Origin of the sequence: Mesorhizobium sp. M0663 (assembly GCF_040320585.1) — a bacterium.
Taxonomy (GTDB): Bacteria; Pseudomonadota; Alphaproteobacteria; order Rhizobiales; family Rhizobiaceae; genus Mesorhizobium.
This window is the reverse complement of record NZ_JAMYPX010000003.1, coordinates 298,826-318,715: the sequence shown is the minus strand read 5'-3', so window position 1 is coordinate 318,715 and position 19,890 is coordinate 298,826. Positions and strand designations below refer to the sequence as shown.

Genomic DNA, 19,890 nt, shown 5'->3' with positions numbered 1-19,890 from the left:
CCTTCAACCTCGCTGCGCGGCCTGCTCGTCGCGCTGGCGCTGCACCTCGCGGCGTTTGTTGGCGAGCGAAGCGATGATCACGCCAACTGCGACGACCGCGATCAAGATGGTGCAGGCTGCGTTGATTTCCGGCGTCACGCCAAGGCGGACCTGGCTGTAGATCTTCATCGGCAGCGTCGTGGCGCCGGGTCCCGAGGTGAAGCTGGCAATAACCAAATCATCGAGCGACAGCGTGAAGGCCAGCATCCAGCCGGAGACGATAGCCGGCATGATAACCGGCAGCGTGATCTGGAAGAAGGTCTTCACCGGTGGCGCACCGAGATCCATCGCGGCCTCTTCCAGCGAACGATCGAAAGTGATCAGGCGCGACTGAACCACCACCGCCACGAAGCACATGGTAAGCGTGGTGTGGGCAAGCGTCACCGTCAGAAAGCCGCGGTCGAGGCCGACGGCGACGAAGAGCAGCAATAGCGACAGGCCGGTGATGACTTCCGGCATGACCAGCGGCGCAAACACCATGCCCGAAAACAGCAGCCGGCCGCGAAAGCGCGTGTAGCGTGTCAAGGTGAGCGCCGCCAGCGTGCCGAGCACGGTCGCCACCGTGGCCGAGATGACGCCGACGCGGGCCGTCACCCAGGTGGCGTCCATCAGACCCCGATTGTGGAACAGCGACACATACCATTTCGTCGAAAAGCCGCCCCAGACGGTGACCAGCTTCGACTCGTTGAAAGAGAACACAACGAGCAGGACGATCGGCAGGTAAAGAAAGGCAAAGCCGAGCACGATCGAAGTGATGTTGAAGCGGCTCCAGGTCGCATTCATTGGTCCTGCTCCTGGGCGCGCGCCTGGGCTCGCTGGAAGAGCATGATCGGCACGATCAGCAGCAGCAGCAAGATGACGGCAACCGCGGACGACACTGGCCAGTCGCGGTTGGCGAAGAACTCGTTCCACAGCGTCCTGCCGATCATCAGCGTCTGCGAGCCGCCGAGCAGGTCGGGGATGACGAACTCGCCGACGGCAGGAATGAACACCAGGAGGCAGCCGGCGATGACGCCGGGCAGCGACAGCGGAAAGGTGATCTTCCAGAAGGCGCTGGTCGGCGGGCAGCCGAGATCCTTGGCCGCCTCGATCAGAGAATGGTCCATTTTCTCCAAGGACGAATAGAGCGGCAGCACCATGAACGGCAGATAGGAGTAAACGATGCCGATGAAGATCGCCGTATAGGTGTTGAGGATGATCAGCGGCTGGCTGATGATGCCGGTGGCGAGCAGCAGCTGGTTGAGCAGGCCCTCGGGCTTGAGGATGCCAATCCAGGCGTAGACACGGATCAGGAACGAGGTCCAGAACGGCAGGATCACCAGCATCAGCAAGGTCGGGCGAATCGTCGCCGGAGCGCGTGCCATGCCATAGGCAATGGGATAGCCGACCAGCAATGTCAGGACCGTCGAGATGGCGGCGACGATGACGCTCGTCACATAGGCATTGAAGTAAAGCGCATCCTGCGTCAGCCAGGTATAGTTGTCGAAATTGAGCGCGCCGAATTCCGAGATAAACCCGGAAATGCCGCTGCGGAAATCGAGCACCGGCGTGTAGGGCGGCATGGCGATCGCAGTCTGCGACAGCGAAATCTTGAAGACGATGATGAAAGGGACGAGAAAGAAGAACAGCAGCCAGAGGTAGGGGACGATGATGACGAGCCGGCTAACGAAGGCCGCTCCCAGCCTGACCAAGGCGGATTTGCCGGCAGCGCTTGCCGGAGAGCTTGTTGCGGCGGTGACAGCGGACATGATCAGTCCCTACCGTGCCAGGACGACGCCGGCGTCGGGGCGGAAAGAAACCCAGGCGCGGTCGTTCCAGGTCAATGGGTCCTCGGTGAGGCGTGCCGCGTTCATGGTGCTCGCCCGCACCACCTGACCGTCGTCCAGCCTGACGTGATAGACGGTCATGTCGCCGAGATAGGCTATGTCGTAGACCTCGCCCTCGATGGCGTTGACGGCACCGGCCGGTTTCGTGGAGGACACCTTGATCTTCTCCGGCCTGATGGCGAAGGTGACGGATGTTCCGGCGGCGGCACTGCCGGCATTTTCGGTCCGGATGGTGATGCCGTTGCCGGCATCGATGCTCGCGCTGCCGGCCTCGCCAGCCGCGATCTTGCCGTCGAACATATTCACATTGCCGACGAAGCCGGCGACGAAGCGGGAACCCGGCGCCTCGTAGACCTCGGCCGGCGTCGCCACCTGCATCACCTCGCCCTTGTCGATGATGGCGATGCGGTCAGCCATCGTCATCGCCTCTTCCTGATCATGGGTGACGACGACGAAGGTGAGGCCGAGGTTCTGCTGCAGGTCCATCAGCTCGAACTGGGTTTCCTCGCGCAGCTTCTTGTCCAGCGCACCAAGCGGCTCGTCGAGCAGCAGGACTTTCGGCCGCTTGGCCACCGAGCGCGCGAGCGCGACGCGCTGGCGCTGGCCGCCCGACAATTGGTGCGGCTTGCGCTTGGCGAACTGCTCGAGCTTGACCAGCTTCAGCATCTCGGCGACGCGCTTGTCGATGTCGGCCTTGGCCATGCCTTCCTGCTTGAGGCCGAAGGCGATGTTGTTCTCGACCGTCATGTGCGGAAACAAGGCGTAGGACTGGAACATCATGTTGACCGGCCGCCGGTAGGGCGGAATGCCGCGCAGATCCTGGCCATCGAGCAGGATGCGGCCGGCGGTCGGCTCCTCGAAGCCGGCAAGCATCCTAAGCAGTGTCGATTTCCCGCAGCCTGAGGCCCCCAGCAAGGCAAAGAATTCGCGTTCGAAAATGGTCAGCGACAGGTTGTTGACCGCTGTGAACTCACCGAATTTCTTGGTGACGTTGTCGAACTGGATGTATGGCTTGGCGTTCGGATCGTTCCATGGCGCAAAATCCCTGCGGATGCTGCCAAGCGATTTCATGTCCCACTCCGTCCTGCTGCTTGCCCCATGAGAAAGCGGCCCCGGCAACGGCTGCCGGGGCCTGGTCAGATTGCTATTGGCCGGTGACGATCTTGGTCCAGGTGCGAGTGATGATGCGCTGGGTCTTGGGATCGTAAGGCGATACGGTGTAGAGCTTCTGCAAGGTGGCTGCATCCGGATAGATCGCCGGATCTTCCAGGATCGCCTTGTCGATGAACTGCTGCGAAGCCTTGTTGCCGTTGGCATAGAGCACATAGTTCGACGATTTGGCGATCACTTCGGGCTTCATCATGTAGTTCAGGAACTCATGGGCTTCGGCGACATGCGGCGCATCGGCCGGGATCGCCATCTGGTCGAACCACATCTGGGCACCTTCCTTCGGCACGGAGTAGCCGATCTCGACGCCCTGCTTGGCTTCGTCGGCGCGGTTGCGGGCCTGGAAGACGTCACCCGACCAGCCGACCGCCAGGCAGATGTCGCCATTGGCAAGGGCGTTGATGTATTCGGAAGAGTGGAACTTGCGGATATAGGGCCGGACCTTCAGCAAGGTTTCTTCGGCCTTGGCAATCTCATCGGGCGACGTGCTGTTCGGATCGAGGCCCAGATATTTCAGTGCCGCCGGTATGATGTCGGCCGGCGAATCCAGCACATAGACGCCGCAGTCCTTCAATTTGGCCAGGCTTTCGGGATTGAAGAACATGTCCCAGCTGTCGATCTTGTCGGTGCCGAGCGCTGCCTGCACCTTCTTGATGTTGTAGCCGATGCCAACAGTACCCCACATGTAGTTGATCGAATATTCGTTGCCGGGATCATATTTGGCGGTCCGTTCCATGACCGTGTCCCACATATTTGAAATGTTCGGCAGTTTCGACCTGTCGAGCTTCTGGAACACACCCGCCTGGATCTGGCGTGCAAGGAAATTGCCGCTGGGCACGACGACATCGTAGCCGCTGCCGCCGGCGAGCAGTTTCGTTTCCAGGATCTCGTTGGAATCGAAAGTGTCGTAGACGACCTTGATGCCGGTTTCCTTGGTGAAGTCGTCGATGATCGAACTGTCGATATAGTCCGACCAGTTGAAGACGTTGACGACGCGATCCTCGGCATGCGCGCCCAAGGTGAAAACTGCCAGAAACGCCGAAGTCGCCGAAAGCCAGAGCGCTTTGCGGGTCATGCTATTCTCCTTTGATGAGTGTTCCGTCGCCAGCTCGTCGCGGCGTCCGCGCGGCTGGGCATTTGCTTCAGGGTATTGGGCTTGCAGGCAGGCGACAAGCGCGAATTGCCGGCGCCATTATCGTTCGGCGGCGAGCCGACAGCGAAGACCTGGCGTGGCGTTGGTGGTGTTCCGACGCCGTCGGAAGCTTTCGCTACGGCGCGGGCAGGGAGACGACGATATTGTCCGGCCTCGATGCGGCCGGCATGGAGACTTGGCAAGATACGCCTGTCTTGTTGTTGCCGTGATCGCAGCCTGCCCGCGCGGCTGCGACGTTGTCAATGGTTCATCTCGCTTTGACGCGCGCACTGCATCAATTAGGTGACGGCACACCGGTGACGCCCGCTCGCGCGGGCCGCGTCTGACGCTTGAACTCGAGCCCGATATGGACGAGCAGCGCGGTGACCACGACCGCACCGCCGACGATGGTGCGCGCCGACGGCACCTCGGAATGGATGAGCCAGACCCAGATCGGGCCAAGGATCGGTTCGAACGTGCCGAGCAGCGCCGCGACGGCGGCCGGAACAAGCCGGGCTCCGGTGGCGAAGAAGGCGAGACCGAGTCCCAGATTGATCACGCCAAAGGCAAAGAGGAAGCCCATATCGTGACTGGAGACGCCCAGCGCCGACGCCTGCGATGCCGCAAAGGCGGCCGCCAGCATCGTGCCGAGGCAGGTCGCCGGCGTCATGCGCACATGGGCAAAGCGGCGCGTGATGACGGTGGCGATCGAGAACATGACAGCGATGAGCAGCGCCAGCCCGTCGCCGATCGGCGACACCGCGCCATCGAGCGATTCCGACACCATGATGGCGACGCCGGCAATGACGGCGGCGATCGCCACCCAGGTCGCCACCGCCACCCGTTCGCGAAACAGCGCCCACGCAAACAGCGCTGCCAGAAGCGGCACGCCGGCCTGCATCAACAGGATGTTGGCGACCGTGGTATAGGCAAGCGCCACGACGAAAGAGGTCGACGCCGTGGCGAAGCAGAACGCCACCGCAAGGCCGGCCAGGCCCATGCCGCGAAACAGCTTCAGCGTGCCACGCCAGCCGTCGCGCCAGACCATGAAGCAGAGCAGGAAGGCGGCGGCCCAGACCGAGCGCCAGAACACCACCGTCCAGCTGTCGGCGTTGTCGATGAAGCGCGCAATGCTGCCGCCGAAGCTCCACATCAACGCCGACAGGAATACCAGCAGGAAGCCGACGCGTTCCCCTTGCGGCGACACGATCGGCGAAGCGGCAACCGGAGATGATGCGGTATCGGTCATGGGTACGACTGTCGGCGAATTCGGAGCAGCACGATGTGCAATGGACGACAGAGACGTGCCTAATTCGCGTAACGCAAAGCAGAAGGCCGGGCGTGATCCAGTTCGATGTTCCGTTTGGCGCACTGATGAGGGCGCCTCGCCCCTCGCCCGGCGATGCTCCGAGGCGACCTGTCGATGATGCGTTACGAGGTGCTCTTGTTGCCGCGGATAAAACGCCAGAGACCGGCCAGCGGAATCAGCAGGAGCAGGCCAAACTTTTTCAGCGCGATCAGCGCCACGACCAGAAAACCTGCTTTCGCCGCCAGCTTGCCGGCAATCAGACCACCGACGCCAATCGCCGCAACCGTATCGACGCCCGGCACGAAATCGGCGTATGTCTTGCCGGTATTGAAGTCCGCGAGGCCAAGCACTTCATCCAGGCTTTGCCTTATCTCCGGCAATTGTTCCACCGTCGCGATATAGCTCATCACGAAGACGCCCTCCCTGCCAAGGAAACGGACGTCGTAGTTGAGCGTATGGGCGGCATCGTTGCCAAATTGCAGCTCCTTGGCCCAGTGCAGGCGCTTGTGGGCCGCGTCATAAACCGGCGGCGACGCCCAGCCGATCAGCGTAATGGGCGCATAGCCATCCTTTACCCTCTGATCGTTGCCGGACAGAGTGTCTGACTGCATGTTGCGCAGCAGTTCATTGTAATCGATGGACGCGGCGTCGCTGTCGTCGACGTAACCGATCTTTTCCCAGCGCAGCTCTATCCCCCAATTGTTGTCGGCAATGGGATCATGGGAGACTGGAAAGATCATGCCGAGGGCATCGGAACCAGAGTCGGGCGGATTGCCCCAGGCTTCGGTGAGGACGGAGAGCGTGTCCTTCTTGTCCAGAAAATAGAACTTGTCCTTGAGGTCGAGATGGATGCCTTCGGCAAGATTTATCGCGCCGGTCTTCGGATCGATCTTGTCCAGGAACGCCTTGCCGGCATCATTGTAGTGTTGATAGGAATTGAAGAAATCCGAGGACTTTTCAGCCAATGCGGGATCGGCCGAAAACGCGAGCGCCAAGCCAAGCCAAAAAACTGTCCTGCCCATCATTGATCCCCCGACCGTTGCGCAGTTCTTTTTTTTGATACCGTACCGTCAATGCTGAATCAATATTCGGCTGAATCAATATTTTGGCTGAACCAATATTTTGGCCGGCAACCGCGAACCAGCTTACTGGTTGCCGCCGCAGGAACAGATGAGGTCCTTTGGTCGAAGATTCAGCCGCAATATTGCTGGAGCCGAATCACTGGAAATCGAACGCCGACAGTCCCGTGACCATCTCGTCGAGGCCGAGCGGACGTGTAACGGGTGGCTCGGCGCGGGCGAGGCAGCCGATGCGTTCGCACAGCCGGCAGGCAGGGCCGACCGGCGTCGCCAGCGCAGCGGCGCTCTGTCCGGTCTTGCCGATGGCGGCCGGCCCCGGCAATGCCGCTCCATAGACGACCTCGTCGCGAAAACCGATGTCGCAGCCGAGCAACAGCGCCGTGCGCCGCGGGCGCTCGGCAAACGAGCCCTGCGGCCCTTCGAGCGTGCGGGCCATGCAGAGGAACGCCGCACCGTCGGGCATTTCCACTGCCTCGACCAGGATCTGGCCGGGCTGGGCGAAGGCGGCATGGACCGGCAGCTTCGGACAGCCGCCGCCGAAGCGGCTTTGCGGAAAGCCGTGGCTGCCCGCCTTGCGGAACCGATTGCCGGCACTGTCGACCTCGAGCATGAAGAACGGCACACCCGACGCACCCGGCCGCTGCAGCGTGGTCAGCCGGTTCGCCGCCTGCTCGAAGGAAACGCCGAAGCGCGACCGCAACATGTCTATATCGTAGCGGGTGCGGACCGCAGCGGCGTGAAAAGGCTGATAGGGCATCATCAGAGCGTGCGCGGCATAGCGGCCGAGCTCGAAACGCGCCAGCCGGCGGGCTTCGTCCGTGGTCAGCTTCAGCGCCTGGATCTCGGCGGCGACAGCGACGCTCATGCGGATCAGGCAGGCCTCCATAGCCACCTCGCGCAGCTGATCGAATGGCGACAGGCGCTCGGACAGGAACAGGCGTTGCGAGTGACGGTCATAGCGACGCCGCCAGTTGGGCATGGTAGCGACCGGCAGTACCTTAACGACGATGCCGAATTCACGCCGCAGCCAAGCCTTCAACGCACTGAACAGATCGTCGCCAGGATCGAGCACCGACGTGAATGCCTCGGCTTCCTCTTCGAGCGCGGCAAAATGATTCGGCCGGCGTTCGAAAATCTCATGCACCTCGTCGATCGGCAGCCGGGCACCGGAGAGTGCGGTGGCCTTGCCCTCACGCGCGAGCAGCTCGTTGAGATCCGATAATCGCTCGGCCTGCTCGCGATAGGCGCGAAACAGTTTTATCACAGCGGCGGAAGCGTTGGGCGCCGCCTCGGCAAGCTCGATGAGTTCCTGGTCGCCCGGCAGTTCGCCGGCCAGCAACGGATCTGAAAACACTTCCTTCAAATCGGCGACCGATCCCCGCGCCTCGCCCTGCAGTTCGTGCGGGTCAACCTTGTAGACGGATGCCAGCCTCAGGATCAGTTGCACCGTCAGCGGCCGCTGGTTGCGCTCGATAAGATTGAGATAGGACGGCGAGATGCCGAGCCCTTCGGCCATCGCCGTCTGGGTCAGCCCCTTGGCGTTGCGGATGCGACGAATGCGCGGCCCGGCAAAGATTTTGTGGTCGGCCAATCGAGTTTCCTTGACAGAATTTTACATCCGCCGATGGCATGGCTGTCTTTACAACCATGACAGATTTACAGCTCTCATCAGTCAAACACAACACAGGTTTTCCCTTATTTTATGACTGATCCGGAGGTTTACCTCGCTTGCGTCGTGCCGACGTGTAAATGGTGTCACACATATGGCGCACATATTTTCCCTCTGCGACGCCTTCCTAAACCGGCATCAAAACCGCCTGGAGTGATCAATGACCGACTTTTACAACCTCGTCCCGTCGGCGCCGCAAGGCCGCTTTGATGGCATCGAAAGGCCCTATTCACCGGACGACGTGAAGCGGCTGCGCGGCTCGGTGCAGATCCGGCAGAGCCTCGCCGAAATGGGGGCAAACCGGCTGTGGCAGCTCATCCATGAAGAGGATTTCGTCAACGCGCTGGGTGCCATGTCGGGCAACCAGGCGATGCAGCAGGTGCGGGCCGGGCTGAAAGCGATCTATCTGTCAGGATGGCAGGTCGCCGCCGATGCCAACACCGCTTCCGCCATGTACCCGGACCAGTCGCTTTATCCCGCAAATGCCGCGCCCGAACTGGTCAAGCGCATAAACCGCACCTTACAGCGCGCCGACCAGATCGAGACTTCGGAAGGCAACGGGCTGTCGGTCGACACCTGGTTCGCGCCGATCGTCGCCGACGCGGAAGCCGGTTTCGGCGGGCCGCTCAACGCCTTCGAGATCATGAAGGCGTTCATCGAGGCGGGTGCGGCCGGCATCCATTACGAGGACCAGCTGGCTTCGGAGAAGAAATGCGGCCATCTTGGCGGCAAAGTGCTGATCCCGACCGCCGCACATATCCGCAACCTCAACGCGGCGCGGCTTGCCGCCGACGTCATGGGTACGCCGACGCTGGTCGTGGCACGCACCGACGCGGAAGCGGCACAGCTCTTGACCTCCGACATCGATGAGCGCGACCAGCCCTTCGTCGATTATGGCGCCGGCCGCACCGCGGAGGGCTTCTATCGTGTCAGCAACGGCATCGAGCCCTGCATCGCCCGCGCCGTCGCCTATGCGCCCTATGCGGACCTGATCTGGTGCGAGACTTCCAAGCCCGATCTGGCGCAGGCCAGGACGTTTGCCGAAGGCGTGCGCAAGCATCATCCAGGCAAGCTGCTTGCCTATAATTGCTCGCCGTCTTTCAACTGGAAGAAGAATCTCGACGACGCAATGATCGCGAAGTTCCAGAAGGAACTCGGCGCCATCGGTTACAAGTTCCAGTTCATTACGCTGGCCGGTTTCCACCAGCTCAATTTCGGCATGTTCGAGCTCGCCCGCGGCTACAAGGAGCGGCAGATGGCCGCCTATTCGGAACTGCAGCAGGCGGAATTCGCCGCGGAAGCCAATGGCTATACCGCCACCAAGCACCAGCGCGAGGTCGGCACCGGCTATTTCGATGCCGTCTCGATGGCGATCACCGGTGGCCAGTCTTCGACCACGGCCATGCAGGGATCGACCGAGCGCGCCCAATTCAGGCCGGCGGCGGAATAGCAGACAAACAGAGTGAACGCCCAAACGGGCATGGCAACACAACAGGCATGGCAACACAGGGAGAAGACCAATGGCTTCGATAAGCCGCGTCAAGGAACGGGCCGAAGAGCAGGCCACCAGCATGAATGTCGACCAGCAGGCGACCATCCGCATGCTGGCGAACGATCTGCACAGGCTCAATCAGTCGGTGATGAAGGCGGTCGAGGCAGGCGTCTCGGTCGAACTGGTGCGCTCGGCACGGCACCATGGCGGCGACGGCAACTGGGGCGATCTGCTGATCCCGGTCATCGTCACACAGCGGAGCCACGACAGACAAACTCGATAGCACCGCGCCTCTTTTGAGCGCATGCTATCGCACCTTGCACGCCGCGGCTTTGCCTAATCCGGCAGAGCCGCTAATGCAACGATTTCAATGACAAGATCAGGCTGCGCAAGCGCTGCAACGCCAATAACTTCCGAGGGCGGCGGGTTGTTGTAGCTGCAGTGCTTCGGGCAGTGCACGGCAAAGAATTCGTCCAAGACGTCCAAGCGAAAATTGGGCGAGCTCAGCACGCCGCCATCTGGAAATGGCCCCTTAACAAAGAAGGTCAGCCGGATGAGATGCTCGAGCGCACTGCCAAGCTCCTCCAGATCTGATTTGATATTGGTGAGAATTGCGCGCCACTGTGCCGCTGCATCGCCAATGGCGGCGCCGCCGCTTTTGCCGATCGGATCGTAGTCCTCGGCCGTCGCGGTGTTTCCGGAAAGGTAGATAAACCCCTTTGCGCCGGTAACGATCGTACCCTTTCCCCATGGCATCAACCGGCCATTTTTGAATTTCTTGTGAGTCACGAGTTCCATCGTCATCTCCCGTCGGTCAAAGAGACGTGCTTAGCCAACGAGGAAGGGTAGTTCGGCGAGGCGATACGACAAGCTCGCGACAGGCCTGACTCGCCTTCGTCCAACCTTACGTCAACCCGGCTACGGCTGCGAGTTGGTGCGTTCGCGCTGCAAAGCCAAACTTAGCTGAGCCTGCCCGATTGTGGTGGCAACTTCTTCTTCGGGCGGCCGCAAAGAAAAGCACTTAATTTTAATTTTAATGTTTCTTGCGATATTCTCCTGATACGCCATTTGAGCTTGACATGAGCAGTGATCTCACGCCAATTACCTCTCGAGTTTCAACCCTGCATTGAAACATTGAACAACGGCCTGCCCCGCCATGTGCCCAGCGAATCGCGATATCGAGACTGCAAAACAGCTGCCTTTTGTTAGCCGGGACATGGAGACGCGGATGCTCCCGGATTTTTCGCGGGTGCTGGTGGTCGGAAAATCACCGATCAACCGCGTCGTGGTTTCAAAAATCGTGGAGCGGTCCGGCCTCAAACCGATCTCGGAAGCTCCCGAAACCGCGGCAAAGGCCTTGCACGCGCTGATTCCCGGCACTGTCGTTCTCGACGGCGGTGCGGAGAATGGGGACTGCGACGCCTTGCTGTCGGGTATCGATGCACTGCGAAGGGCGTCAGGCAGATCGCTTCCGTCGGTGATCCTGCTCTCAGTCAAGACCGGCACGCCGGAGAGCCTGGGCCTGTCCAGCGTCATCGATGCAGTGGTCGTCAAGCCGATCACCACCGAACGGCTGCAGCCGGTGATCGACCGGCTGGTCGGGGTCGGCCGCAACTGACGCCTACCGCGATGCCTCGGCTGCAGACCTGATCAATCAATCTCGCCGATACGCTCGATCAAGCCCGGCAGTTCACCGAGATTGGCTATCTGGCGAAAGCGTGGTGCTGAGACCGGCGGCTCGACATGTTCCAGCACCCAGGTGAGCTCGTGCGGCACGTGGATGCCCCAACTGCCGGCTTCGATGGCCGGTACGACGTCCGATTTGAGCGAGTTGCCGACCATCATACCCTTTTCCGGGCCGTCGCCGTGGCGGCTGAAGATGCGGGTATAGGTGGCCGCGCTCTTGTCGCTGACGATCTCGACGGCATCAAACAGCTCGCCCAGGCCGGATTGCGCGAGCTTGCGTTCCTGGTCGAACAGGTCGCCCTTGGTGATCAGCACCAGGCGGTAAGCGCCGGCCAGCTTTTCCACGGTCTCGCGCGCATGCGGAAGCGGCTCGATCGGATGGCTGAGCATCTCGCGGCCCGCGGCGAGAATTTCAGCAATGGTTGAGGCAGGCACCTGGCCTTCGGTGACCTCGATCGCCGTCTCGATCATCGACAGCGTGAACCCCTTGATGCCGAAGCCGTAGACCGCGAGGTTGCGCTTCTCGGCCTCCAGCAATCTTGCTGAAATCCGGTCCTCCTCGGCGTGGTCGGCGAGCAGCGCGGCGAGGCGCTGCTCGGTCATGCGGAAGAACTGTTCGTTCTGCCACAGCGTGTCGTCGGCGTCGAAGCCGATCGTCGTCAGTTTGCGGCTGTGTTGCATGGGGACCATTAATTTCAGCGTTGCGGGAGGCCGACCCTAGACCAGGAGGCTTTTATCCGGAAGTCGTTGTGTTCCCCCGGTTATCGAGGCGCACGCCAGCCGGCTCCCCTTCCCTTTCGTCGTCGGCAACGGCTATACTCCACAATCTGCAACAAATCTGGTGATTGATGCCGCCTGCAAAAAAGGAAGTCCGTCCGTCGAGCCGCGGAGGACGCGTCCGCACGCCTGCCTTCGTGAAAAACCAACGTGGCGTCAAGAACTGGAAGGAAGTCAGCGCCTGGCTGGAATGGCGCGGCATCGAAGATATCGAATGCATCACACCCGACCAGGCCGGGGTTGCGCGCGGCAAGATGATGCCATCGAAGAAGTTCACCTCCAACACCTCGCTGGCGCTGCCTTCGGCGGTGTTCATGACAACGATTTCCGGCGGCTATCCGGAGGACGGCAACGGCTTCCACTATCCGGAGGACGACGGCGACCTCAAGCTGATGCCTGACCTCTCGACGCTGACGGTGGTGCCGTGGGAGGAGGACCCTACCGCGGCGGTTATCTGCGACCTCGTCCACCAGGACGGCCGCTCGGTCGAGTTCACGCCGCGCAACGTGCTGAAGCGCGTGCTTGCCGCCTATGACAAGCGTGGGCTGAGGCCAGTCGTGGCACCCGAGATCGAGTTCTACCTGGTGCGCAAGAACCCCGATCCGGACTATCCGCTGACCCCGCCAGTAGGTCGATCGGGACGGCCGATCGGCGGCGGCGCCGGCTATTCGATCGCCGGGGTTAACGAATTCGACGAATTGATCGACGACATCTACCATTTCTCCGAAAGCCAGGGCCTGGAGATCGACACGCTGATCCACGAGGAGGGCGCCGGCCAGCTCGAAATCAATCTGCGTCACGGCGATCCGATCGAGCTCGCCGACCAGGTGTTCATGTTCAAGCGAACCATCCGCGAGGCGGCGCTCAAGCACGAGATCTACGCCACGTTTATGGCCAAGCCGATCCAAGGGCAGCCCGGTTCGGCCATGCATATCCATCAGTCGATCATCGACAAGAAGACCGGCAAGAACGTTTTTTCGGCGGAGGACGGCTCGGAGACCGAGGCCTTCTTCCATTTCATCGGCGGCATGCAGAAACATGTGCCGAACGCGCTGGTGATGTTTGCGCCCTACGTCAATTCCTACCGGCGGCTGACGCAGTCGGCCTCGGCGCCGGTCAACAACAAATGGGGCTACGACAACCGCACCACGGCCTTCCGCGTGCCCCGCTCCGACCCGGCGGCGCGGCGCGTCGAGAACCGCATCCCCTCCTCCGACGCCAACCCCTATCTGGCGCTGGCGGCATCGCTTGCCTGCGGGCTGATCGGCATGACCAACAAGATCAAGGCCGAGCCGCCGGTTCTGACGACCGCCAACGAGGACCAGATCGACCTGCCGCGCAGCCTGCTCGAAGCCGTCGACCTGTTCGAGGCTGACGAAGAACTCGGCGCGCTGCTCGGCAAGTCATTTGCCGCCACCTATGCGGCGATCAAGCGAGCGGAATTCGAGACCTTCATGGAAGTGATCAGCCCGTGGGAGAGGGAGTATTTGCTGCTGAATGTGTAGTAGGGGAGTAGGGGAGTAGGGGAGTAGGGGAGTAGGGGAGTAGGGGAGTAGGGCAATATGGCAGTAGGGGAGTAGGGCAATATGGCAGTAGGGCAGTAGGGCAAGGATGACGGACAAGATCGCATCGTACAGGGATCTGATCGTTGGGCAGCAAGCCATGGACCTAACAGTTGCAATCTACCAAGTAACAAGGACTTGGCCGAAAGACGAGATCTACGGGCTGACGAGTCAGGTGCGTCGGGCAGCAACGTCGGTGCCCGCCAACATCGCCGAGGGTTACGGCCGAGAAAGCCGAGCTTCCTACCAGCAGTTTCTCAGGATCGCCCAGGGATCACTCAAGGAACTGGAGACACACCTTTTAATCGCGCAAAGGGTTGGAATTACCTCTCGCGAGGCGGTCGAGTCATTGATGCCCCACAGCGAGAGCGTAGGAAAGCTCTTGCGGCTTCTGATCCGCAAGCTGTCGGCTGAATAGACACCTACTGCCCTACTGCCCTACTGCCCTACTGCCCTACTGCCCTACTGCCCTACTGCCCTACTGCCCTAGCCGAGCATCATGACTTACCAATCCCCAATCTCCCCCGGCCGCTCCTGGTACGAAGACACGGCCGGGCCAAGGCCCGAGTATCCGGCGCTCGACGGCGACCGGACATGCGATGTGGTGATTGTCGGCGGCGGCTTTACCGGTCTGTCGGCGGCGGCTCATCTCGCCAAGACAGGCGCGGATGTCGTGCTTATCGAAACGCATCGTTTCGGTGACGGCGCATCAGGCCGCAATGGTGGCCAGCTCGGCACCGGACAACGGGCCTGGGCAGAGGAACTGGAAGCGGAATACGGCTTTTCCCGCGCCAAGGCGCTGTTCGACCTGGCCGAAGAGGCCAAGGCGCATCTGCTCGACTTTGCCGCGATGCACCAGATCGAGATCGACTATATGCCCGGCCAGATGTCGGTGGCGCACAAGAAGCGCTATGTCGACGACTACAAGGCGCATGCCGAGATCATGGCGTGCCGATTCGGCTATCCGCACATCTCATTCATGGATGCCGCGGAGACAGCCGAGCGGCTCGGCTCGACGCATTATTTCGGCGGCACCCGCGACACCGGCACCGGCCACATCCATCCGCTGAAACTGGTCATCGGCACCGCAAAGGTGGCGGCAGAGGCCGGCGCAAAGCTATTCGAGCAGACGCCGTCGACCGGCATCACCTCCAGCGGCGGCAAGGTGAGGGTTGTGACGCCGAAGGGCACGATCGCCGCCGCTAAATGCCTGATCGGGGTCAATGCCTATGGCGGCACGCTCGAACCGGTGAGTGCCGCGCATATCATGCCGATCGGCTCCTTCATCGGCGCAACGGTGCCGCTGGGAGCCGATTCCAAAGTGTTGCCGGGTGGCGAGGCGGTCGACGATTCGCGCTTCGTCGTGCGCTATTTCCGCAAATCGAAGGACGGGCGGCTGCTGTTTGGCGGGCGCGAGATCTATGCGGTCAACGATCCCAAGGACATCCACATCCACATCCGCCGGCAGATCGCCGAAATCTATCCGGCACTGAAGGACGTCGAGATCACGCATGGCTGGGGCGGCTATGTCGGCATCACCGTGCCGAGAAAGCCGTTCGTGCGCGAAGTGATGCCCAATGTGACCTCGATCGGCGGTTATTCCGGCCACGGCGTCATGCTGTCGAACTTTTTCGGCAAGCTTTATGCCGAGACGGTCGCCGGCAACCGCGACCGGCTGAAGCTGATCGAGGACCTGAAAATTCCACCCTTCCCCGGCGGCCGGCGTTTGCGCGCGCCACTGCTCTTTCTTGCGCTCAACTGGTACGCGTTGCGGGACAGGATTTAACCAGACGTTGCAGAATCCTTAACCAGGGCGCAGAATTCCGGCCAAGGGCGCAGTGATGCCACAATCGCGGGCGAAAGATGATGCTCGTGGGCAGCTGAACGGGGAATTTTTGCGGGCCTGCCCGCTTTTGGTTTGGGACCGATGCCGATCGAAATGCCGGCTCTCCGGCATGGGTCGTAAGAACATCGGCCCGCAAATGGAGGTGGCAAGTGTGAGAGAGCCCTTCAGTTTCGGCGCGCCGGAACGACGGCGCCTTGCGATGCAATTCGGTTACGATATGCGGCCGACGTTCTGGCACGGGGTTCGGTCGAACGCGCATCTGGTGATAGCCGCGCTTGGCACGGCCGCACTGCTCGGCGTTGCCGCGGTGGCACTGTGGCTGGCATTGCCGGCAAATGAGCGACAAGCGGCCGCAAGTCCTGAGCAGATCGTTCCGACCATCCCGGTCAAGACGACGAAGATCATGCCTGCCAAGCTTGCTGCGGCGCCGCGGACGACGGGCAAGGCAGATGCGGTTTCCCCAGCGGTGGCCGCAGCGGAAGCCGAGATACCAGCGCTGGCTCCCAACGATCCGCGCTGGACGGGGCCAAAGACGGCATCGGCCGCCGCCACGGCAGCATCCGACCAGCTGGCAAGCCAGACCGAGCAGGCGACCGATAAATCGTCTGCTTCGGTGGCATTCGCCGACCCGGCAGCAAAACCCGACGCTGCGGCATTGTTTGCCAAGGTCGCGGCTCCCGGCAGCTCAACGAAAAACAGCGGGCCCGATGGCGCGCAGACCGCCGCCATCCCCACGCCCAAGCCGCAACTGCCGACGCAGACCGCGAGCGAAGACGACAACAGCACCAAGGCAAAATCCGGAAGAGCCAATACTGCCGGTACCGGACGCATCCTGAGATCCGTCACCATGCGCACCGGCCCAAAAAAGAATGCGGCCGCCATTCTCACCGTGCCGGCCAAGACATCGGTGCAAGTGATGAGCTGCAAGCAATGGTGCCAGATCGTGTACAACGGCAAGCGCGGCTGGATCTACAAGAGCTACGTCAAAACCGGGGCGTAGGGCCGGCAGAGCGATTGCGGGTCGCTCGCCATCAGCCGGTCCTCCGCCGGATAACCGGACCGTTCAAATACAACGCCCGCCGTCGACTTCCAGCGCCACGCCGGTGATGAAAGCCGCCTCGTCCGAAGCGAGCCAAAGCGCGGCATTGGCTATGTCGAGCGGCGTCGAAAGCCGGCCGAGCGGGATCGACGCGCGGAACTTCTCGCGGATCTCGGGTGTGTCGGCGCCCATGAATTTCGCGAGCATGCCGGTCTCGCCGGCAACTGGGCAGAGGCAGTTGACGCGGATGTTCTTCGGCGCGAGTTCCACCGCCATCGATTTGGTCGCGGTGATCGCCCAGCCCTTCGATGCATTGTACCAGGTGAGGCCGGGCCGCGGTCTGATACCGGCCGTGGAGGCCGTCGTCAGGATGACGCCACCGCCTTGCCGCTCCATCACCGGTACCACGGCAAGCGCTGCGTGGTAGATCGCCTTCATGTTGACTGACGTGATCAGGTCGAAGGTCGCCTCGTCGACTTCCAGCATGTCACCGTTGCGATGGGTATAACCGGCGTTGTTGACCATGATGTCGATGCGGCCGAAGGCGCTCATTGCAGCATGGACCATGTCGTCGAATTCGGACCGCAGCGAGACGTCGGTCTGGGTCCAGATCGCCTTTTCGCCGATCTCGCCGGCAACGCGCTCTGCGCCCTTGGCGTTCAGATCGGCGACGACTACGCGCGCGCCCTCCTCGGCAAAGCGCCTGGCCATGCCCTCGCCAAAACCCGAGGCAGCGCCGGTGATGATGGCGACCTTGTTTTTGAGGCGCATGCTTTTCTCACTCATCGTTGAAGACGATCGAAAACGCGTTTGGCCATGGCCATCGAAAGATGTGTGTCCATTGCCGATTTCTCCTTTGGCTTTCGCCTTGATCCCGCTCTATGCTGCACCTGCGAACGCTCCCGGAAGCATCGCTTGCCGACAAGCCGCCGGCCAGCGCCGGTGTCAAGAGCACACGCGGATGTGACGCAATGGCACTGGCAAGTTTAAATCGATTAGATTATATCAGCCGCGTTATCGCGACCGGCGTCAGAGCGGACAGACCATGACCAGCCAGATCATCCCCGTCGACCCTTTCGACTTCATCATTTTCGGCGGCACCGGCGATCTGTCGGAACGCAAGCTTCTGCCGTCGCTATACTACCGCCAGCGCGACCACCAGTTTTCCGAGCCGACGCGCATCATCGGCACATCGCGTTCGAAGATGACAGACGAGGAGTTCCAGTCTTTCGCCAGGCAGGCGATTGCCGACCACGTGAAGCCGGAAGATATCGACGCCACGGAACTGAAGACGTTCCTCGCACGGCTTTCCTATGTCCCGGCAGATGCAACCACAGGTGCCGGCTTCGACAGGCTGAAGCAGGCGATCGGCGACAGCGAACACATCCGCGCTTTCTATCTGGCGGTGGCGCCGGCACTGTTCGGCGACATCTCGCACAAGCTGAAGGAGCACGGGCTGATCACGCCGAATTCGCGCATCGTGCTGGAAAAGCCGATCGGCCGCGATCTAGCTTCGGCGCGCGCGCTCAACGACCTGGTCGGCGACGACTTCCATGAAAGCCAGATTTTCCGCATCGATCACTATCTCGGCAAGGAGACGGTGCAGAATTTGATGGCGCTGCGCTTTGCCAACGCGCTCTACGAGCCGCTTTGGAATTCCGCCAATGTCGATCATGTGCAGATCACCGTGGCCGAGACAGTCGGCCTGGAAGACCGCGTCACTTATTACGACAAGGCCGGCGCATTGCGCGACATGGTGCAGAACCACATGCTGCAACTGCTCTGCCTCGTCGCCATGGAGGCGCCGTCGTCGATGGACGCCGACGCCGTCCGTGACGAAAAGCTGAAGGTGCTGCGGGCGCTGAAGCGCATCAACGGCAACGAAGCGCCGAAGCACACGGTGCGCGGACAATACCGTGCCGGCGCCTCGGCCGGCGGGCCGGTGAAAGGCTATGTCGAGGAGCTCGGCAAGAACAGCAACACCGAGACTTTCGTTGCGCTCAAAGCCGAGATCGGCAACTGGCGCTGGGCGGGCGTGCCGTTCTATCTCCGGACCGGCAAGCGGCTGGCGACGCGCGTTTCGGAGATCGTCATCGAATTCAAGCCGATCCCGCATTCGATCTTCGGCGAGAGCGCCGGGCCGATCTCCGCCAACCAGCTGGTCATCAGGCTGCAGCCCGACGAGGGCGTCAAGCAGTTCATCATGATCAAGGACCCGGGGCCGGGCGGCATGCGGCTGCGCCAGATTCCGCTCGACATGAGTTTTGCGCAATCCTTCGACGGCCGCGCCCCCGATGCCTATGAGCGGCTGATCATGGACGTCATCCGTGGCAACCAGACGCTGTTCATGCGCCGCGACGAGGTCGAGGCGGCGTGGAAATGGATCGACCCGATCCAGGACGCCTGGGAAAGCGGCAGGCAAGAGGCGCAAGGCTACACCGCCGGCACATGGGGCCCCTCGGCCTCGATTGCGCTGATCGAACGCGACGGGCGGACATGGCACGAGAGCAATTAGGCGGCGCCTACAACTGGCACGAATTTGCCGGACGCCAGGAGTTGGCGACAGCGCTTGCCGGCCACGTCGCCGGCCGTCTGTCAAAGGCGATCGCCGAGCGCGGCACGGCGCTGCTTGCGGTCTCGGGCGGCACGACGCCGGCGAAATTCTTCGCGGCGCTTTCGACCGTTCCGATCGCCTGGGAAAAGGTGACGATAACATTGGTCGACGAGCGCTTCGTGCCGCCCTCATCGCCGCGCTCCAATGCCGGCCTGGTTGCCGCCAACCTGCTACAGAACGCGGCCGCCGCCGCGAATTTCGTGCCGCTCTACCACGCCGCGGCAAGTATCGAGGGTGCAGCGGTCTCCGACAGTGAGGCGCTGCAAGTGCTGCCCTGGCCACTCGACGTCGTTGTGCTCGGCATGGGAACTGATGGCCACACCGCCTCGTTCTTTCCGGATGCCGACAACCTGGCAAGATTGCTCGATCCGTCGTCGCAAAGGATCGTGCTTCCGGTTCACGCGGCAAGCGCCGGCGAGCCACGGCTGACGCTGTCACTGGGGCGGATCATCAATGCCACCTTCATCGCGCTGCATATCGAGGGCGCGGAAAAACGCAGCGCATTCGAGGCCGCGCTTGGAACTGGAACACGAAAGCCCATTCGCGCCGTGCTCGATGCCACTCAAAAGCCCGTAGAGGTTTTCTGGGCACCCTGATCTCAACTTGGCTGCAGGTCCCGGCAATAGCCGGAAGGTGTTGCGGGACCTCGCCTG

At 61.7% G+C, this 19,890-nt stretch carries 19 protein-coding genes; 9 read left to right on the top strand and 10 right to left on the bottom strand.

Annotated features, from left to right (window positions below; genetic code table 11):
- Positions 1–3 precede the first annotated feature (3 nt).
- The 7 genes from NKI54_RS07965 to NKI54_RS07935 form a co-directional block, all read right to left on the bottom strand.
- Complete coding sequence (locus tag NKI54_RS07965) at positions 4–822, bottom strand: ABC transporter permease (protein WP_352577544.1); 819 nt, start codon at positions 820–822, stop codon at positions 4–6.
- Positions 819–1,787 (bottom strand): ABC transporter permease subunit, encoded by a 969-nt coding sequence (locus NKI54_RS07960; protein WP_352577543.1) that lies wholly within the window; start codon positions 1,785–1,787, stop codon positions 819–821. The genes NKI54_RS07965 and NKI54_RS07960 overlap by 4 nt, the downstream gene beginning before the upstream one ends.
- A gap of 9 nt (positions 1,788–1,796) precedes the next feature.
- Complete coding sequence (locus NKI54_RS07955) at positions 1,797–2,936, bottom strand: ABC transporter ATP-binding protein (RefSeq protein ID WP_352634656.1); 1,140 nt, start codon at positions 2,934–2,936, stop codon at positions 1,797–1,799.
- Positions 2,937–3,009: 73 nt separating this feature from the next.
- A complete protein-coding gene (locus tag NKI54_RS07950) occupies positions 3,010–4,107 on the bottom strand; it encodes a polyamine ABC transporter substrate-binding protein (RefSeq protein WP_352634658.1) in 1,098 nt (365 codons plus the stop codon).
- Positions 4,108–4,459: 352 nt separating this feature from the next.
- On the bottom strand, positions 4,460–5,413 hold the full coding sequence (locus tag NKI54_RS07945) for a DMT family transporter (protein ID WP_352634660.1): 954 nt from the start codon (positions 5,411–5,413) through the stop codon (positions 4,460–4,462).
- A gap of 182 nt (positions 5,414–5,595) precedes the next feature.
- Positions 5,596–6,495 (bottom strand): DUF2167 domain-containing protein, encoded by a 900-nt coding sequence (locus NKI54_RS07940; protein ID WP_352571625.1) that lies wholly within the window; start codon positions 6,493–6,495, stop codon positions 5,596–5,598.
- A 196-nt stretch (positions 6,496–6,691) separates the two neighbouring features.
- A complete protein-coding gene (locus NKI54_RS07935) occupies positions 6,692–8,143 on the bottom strand; it encodes a helix-turn-helix domain-containing protein (RefSeq protein ID WP_352634662.1) in 1,452 nt (483 codons plus the stop codon).
- A 238-nt stretch (positions 8,144–8,381) separates the two neighbouring features.
- Here NKI54_RS07935 and aceA point away from each other — a divergent pair, with 238 nt between their 5' ends.
- Both aceA and NKI54_RS07925 read left to right on the top strand, forming a co-directional pair.
- On the top strand, positions 8,382–9,671 hold the full coding sequence (gene aceA, locus NKI54_RS07930) for an isocitrate lyase (protein ID WP_352634664.1): 1,290 nt from the start codon (positions 8,382–8,384) through the stop codon (positions 9,669–9,671).
- Positions 9,672–9,741: 70 nt separating this feature from the next.
- Complete coding sequence (locus NKI54_RS07925) at positions 9,742–9,996, top strand: SMc00767 family acetate metabolism repressor (RefSeq protein WP_023677446.1); 255 nt, start codon at positions 9,742–9,744, stop codon at positions 9,994–9,996.
- A gap of 53 nt (positions 9,997–10,049) precedes the next feature.
- Here the strand turns inward: NKI54_RS07925 and NKI54_RS07920 are convergent, their stop codons facing one another.
- Positions 10,050–10,511, bottom strand: a complete 462-nt coding sequence (locus tag NKI54_RS07920) for a RidA family protein (RefSeq protein ID WP_023677445.1) — start codon at positions 10,509–10,511, stop codon at positions 10,050–10,052.
- A gap of 430 nt (positions 10,512–10,941) precedes the next feature.
- Here NKI54_RS07920 and NKI54_RS07915 point away from each other — a divergent pair, with 430 nt between their 5' ends.
- Positions 10,942–11,331 carry an ANTAR domain-containing protein gene (locus NKI54_RS07915; protein WP_352634666.1) on the top strand — a complete coding sequence of 130 codons (390 nt, stop codon included), beginning with the start codon at positions 10,942–10,944 and terminating at the stop codon, positions 11,329–11,331.
- A gap of 32 nt (positions 11,332–11,363) precedes the next feature.
- Here the strand turns inward: NKI54_RS07915 and NKI54_RS07910 are convergent, their stop codons facing one another.
- A complete protein-coding gene (locus NKI54_RS07910) occupies positions 11,364–12,080 on the bottom strand; it encodes an HAD family hydrolase (RefSeq protein WP_352634668.1) in 717 nt (238 codons plus the stop codon).
- Between the two features lie 167 nt (positions 12,081–12,247).
- Here NKI54_RS07910 and NKI54_RS07905 point away from each other — a divergent pair, with 167 nt between their 5' ends.
- The 4 genes from NKI54_RS07905 (at position 12,248) to NKI54_RS07890 (ending at position 16,584) form a co-directional block, all read left to right on the top strand.
- Positions 12,248–13,681, top strand: a complete 1,434-nt coding sequence (locus NKI54_RS07905; RefSeq protein WP_352634670.1) for a glutamine synthetase family protein — start codon at positions 12,248–12,250, stop codon at positions 13,679–13,681.
- A gap of 106 nt (positions 13,682–13,787) precedes the next feature.
- Positions 13,788–14,156, top strand: coding sequence for a four helix bundle protein (locus NKI54_RS07900; protein ID WP_352691080.1), 369 nt, complete (start codon positions 13,788–13,790; stop codon positions 14,154–14,156).
- 81 nt (positions 14,157–14,237) lie between these two features.
- Complete coding sequence (locus NKI54_RS07895) at positions 14,238–15,524, top strand: NAD(P)/FAD-dependent oxidoreductase (protein ID WP_352634672.1); 1,287 nt, start codon at positions 14,238–14,240, stop codon at positions 15,522–15,524.
- 259 nt (positions 15,525–15,783) lie between these two features.
- The gene (locus NKI54_RS07890; protein ID WP_352589266.1) at positions 15,784–16,584 is read left to right on the top strand and encodes an SH3 domain-containing protein; all 801 of its coding nucleotides are present in this window, start codon (positions 15,784–15,786) and stop codon (positions 16,582–16,584) included.
- A 63-nt stretch (positions 16,585–16,647) separates the two neighbouring features.
- On the opposite strand, the gene NKI54_RS07885 is transcribed toward NKI54_RS07890, so the two are convergent.
- Positions 16,648–17,394: an SDR family oxidoreductase gene (locus tag NKI54_RS07885; protein ID WP_023677438.1), complete on the bottom strand. Its 747-nt coding sequence runs from the start codon at positions 17,392–17,394 to the stop codon at positions 16,648–16,650.
- 274 nt (positions 17,395–17,668) lie between these two features.
- On the opposite strand from NKI54_RS07885, the gene zwf reads away from it, so the two are divergent.
- A complete protein-coding gene (gene zwf / locus NKI54_RS07880; RefSeq protein ID WP_352634674.1) occupies positions 17,669–19,138 on the top strand; it encodes a glucose-6-phosphate dehydrogenase in 1,470 nt (489 codons plus the stop codon).
- Positions 19,120–19,833 carry a 6-phosphogluconolactonase gene (gene pgl / locus NKI54_RS07875; RefSeq protein WP_352634676.1) on the top strand — a complete coding sequence of 238 codons (714 nt, stop codon included), beginning with the start codon at positions 19,120–19,122 and terminating at the stop codon, positions 19,831–19,833. Before zwf ends, pgl begins: the two co-directional genes overlap by 19 nt.
- The last annotated feature ends 57 nt before the right edge of the window (positions 19,834–19,890 follow it).

Bases quoted from the DNA above. Each gene is read 5' to 3' on its own strand.
- NKI54_RS07900 (WP_352691080.1), top strand. From the start codon at position 13,788: ATGACGGACAAGATCGCATCGTACAGGGATCTGATCGTTGGGCAGCAA.
- NKI54_RS07960 (WP_352577543.1), bottom strand. From the start codon at position 1,787: ATGTCCGCTGTCACCGCCGCAACAAGCTCTCCGGCAAGCGCTGCCGGC.
- pgl (WP_352634676.1), top strand. From the start codon at position 19,120: ATGGCACGAGAGCAATTAGGCGGCGCCTACAACTGGCACGAATTTGCC.
- NKI54_RS07945 (WP_352634660.1), bottom strand. From the start codon at position 5,413: ATGACCGATACCGCATCATCTCCGGTTGCCGCTTCGCCGATCGTGTCG.
- NKI54_RS07915 (WP_352634666.1), top strand. From the start codon at position 10,942: ATGCTCCCGGATTTTTCGCGGGTGCTGGTGGTCGGAAAATCACCGATC.
- NKI54_RS07950 (WP_352634658.1), bottom strand. From the start codon at position 4,107: ATGACCCGCAAAGCGCTCTGGCTTTCGGCGACTTCGGCGTTTCTGGCA.
- NKI54_RS07965 (WP_352577544.1), bottom strand. From the start codon at position 822: ATGAATGCGACCTGGAGCCGCTTCAACATCACTTCGATCGTGCTCGGC.
- NKI54_RS07885 (WP_023677438.1), bottom strand. From the start codon at position 17,394: ATGCGCCTCAAAAACAAGGTCGCCATCATCACCGGCGCTGCCTCGGGT.
- NKI54_RS07955 (WP_352634656.1), bottom strand. From the start codon at position 2,936: ATGAAATCGCTTGGCAGCATCCGCAGGGATTTTGCGCCATGGAACGAT.
- NKI54_RS07905 (WP_352634670.1), top strand. From the start codon at position 12,248: ATGCCGCCTGCAAAAAAGGAAGTCCGTCCGTCGAGCCGCGGAGGACGC.
- NKI54_RS07925 (WP_023677446.1), top strand. From the start codon at position 9,742: ATGGCTTCGATAAGCCGCGTCAAGGAACGGGCCGAAGAGCAGGCCACC.
- aceA (WP_352634664.1), top strand. From the start codon at position 8,382: ATGACCGACTTTTACAACCTCGTCCCGTCGGCGCCGCAAGGCCGCTTT.
- NKI54_RS07910 (WP_352634668.1), bottom strand. From the start codon at position 12,080: ATGCAACACAGCCGCAAACTGACGACGATCGGCTTCGACGCCGACGAC.
- NKI54_RS07895 (WP_352634672.1), top strand. From the start codon at position 14,238: ATGACTTACCAATCCCCAATCTCCCCCGGCCGCTCCTGGTACGAAGAC.
- zwf (WP_352634674.1), top strand. From the start codon at position 17,669: ATGACCAGCCAGATCATCCCCGTCGACCCTTTCGACTTCATCATTTTC.
- NKI54_RS07890 (WP_352589266.1), top strand. From the start codon at position 15,784: ATGCAATTCGGTTACGATATGCGGCCGACGTTCTGGCACGGGGTTCGG.
- NKI54_RS07920 (WP_023677445.1), bottom strand. From the start codon at position 10,511: ATGGAACTCGTGACTCACAAGAAATTCAAAAATGGCCGGTTGATGCCA.
- NKI54_RS07940 (WP_352571625.1), bottom strand. From the start codon at position 6,495: ATGGGCAGGACAGTTTTTTGGCTTGGCTTGGCGCTCGCGTTTTCGGCC.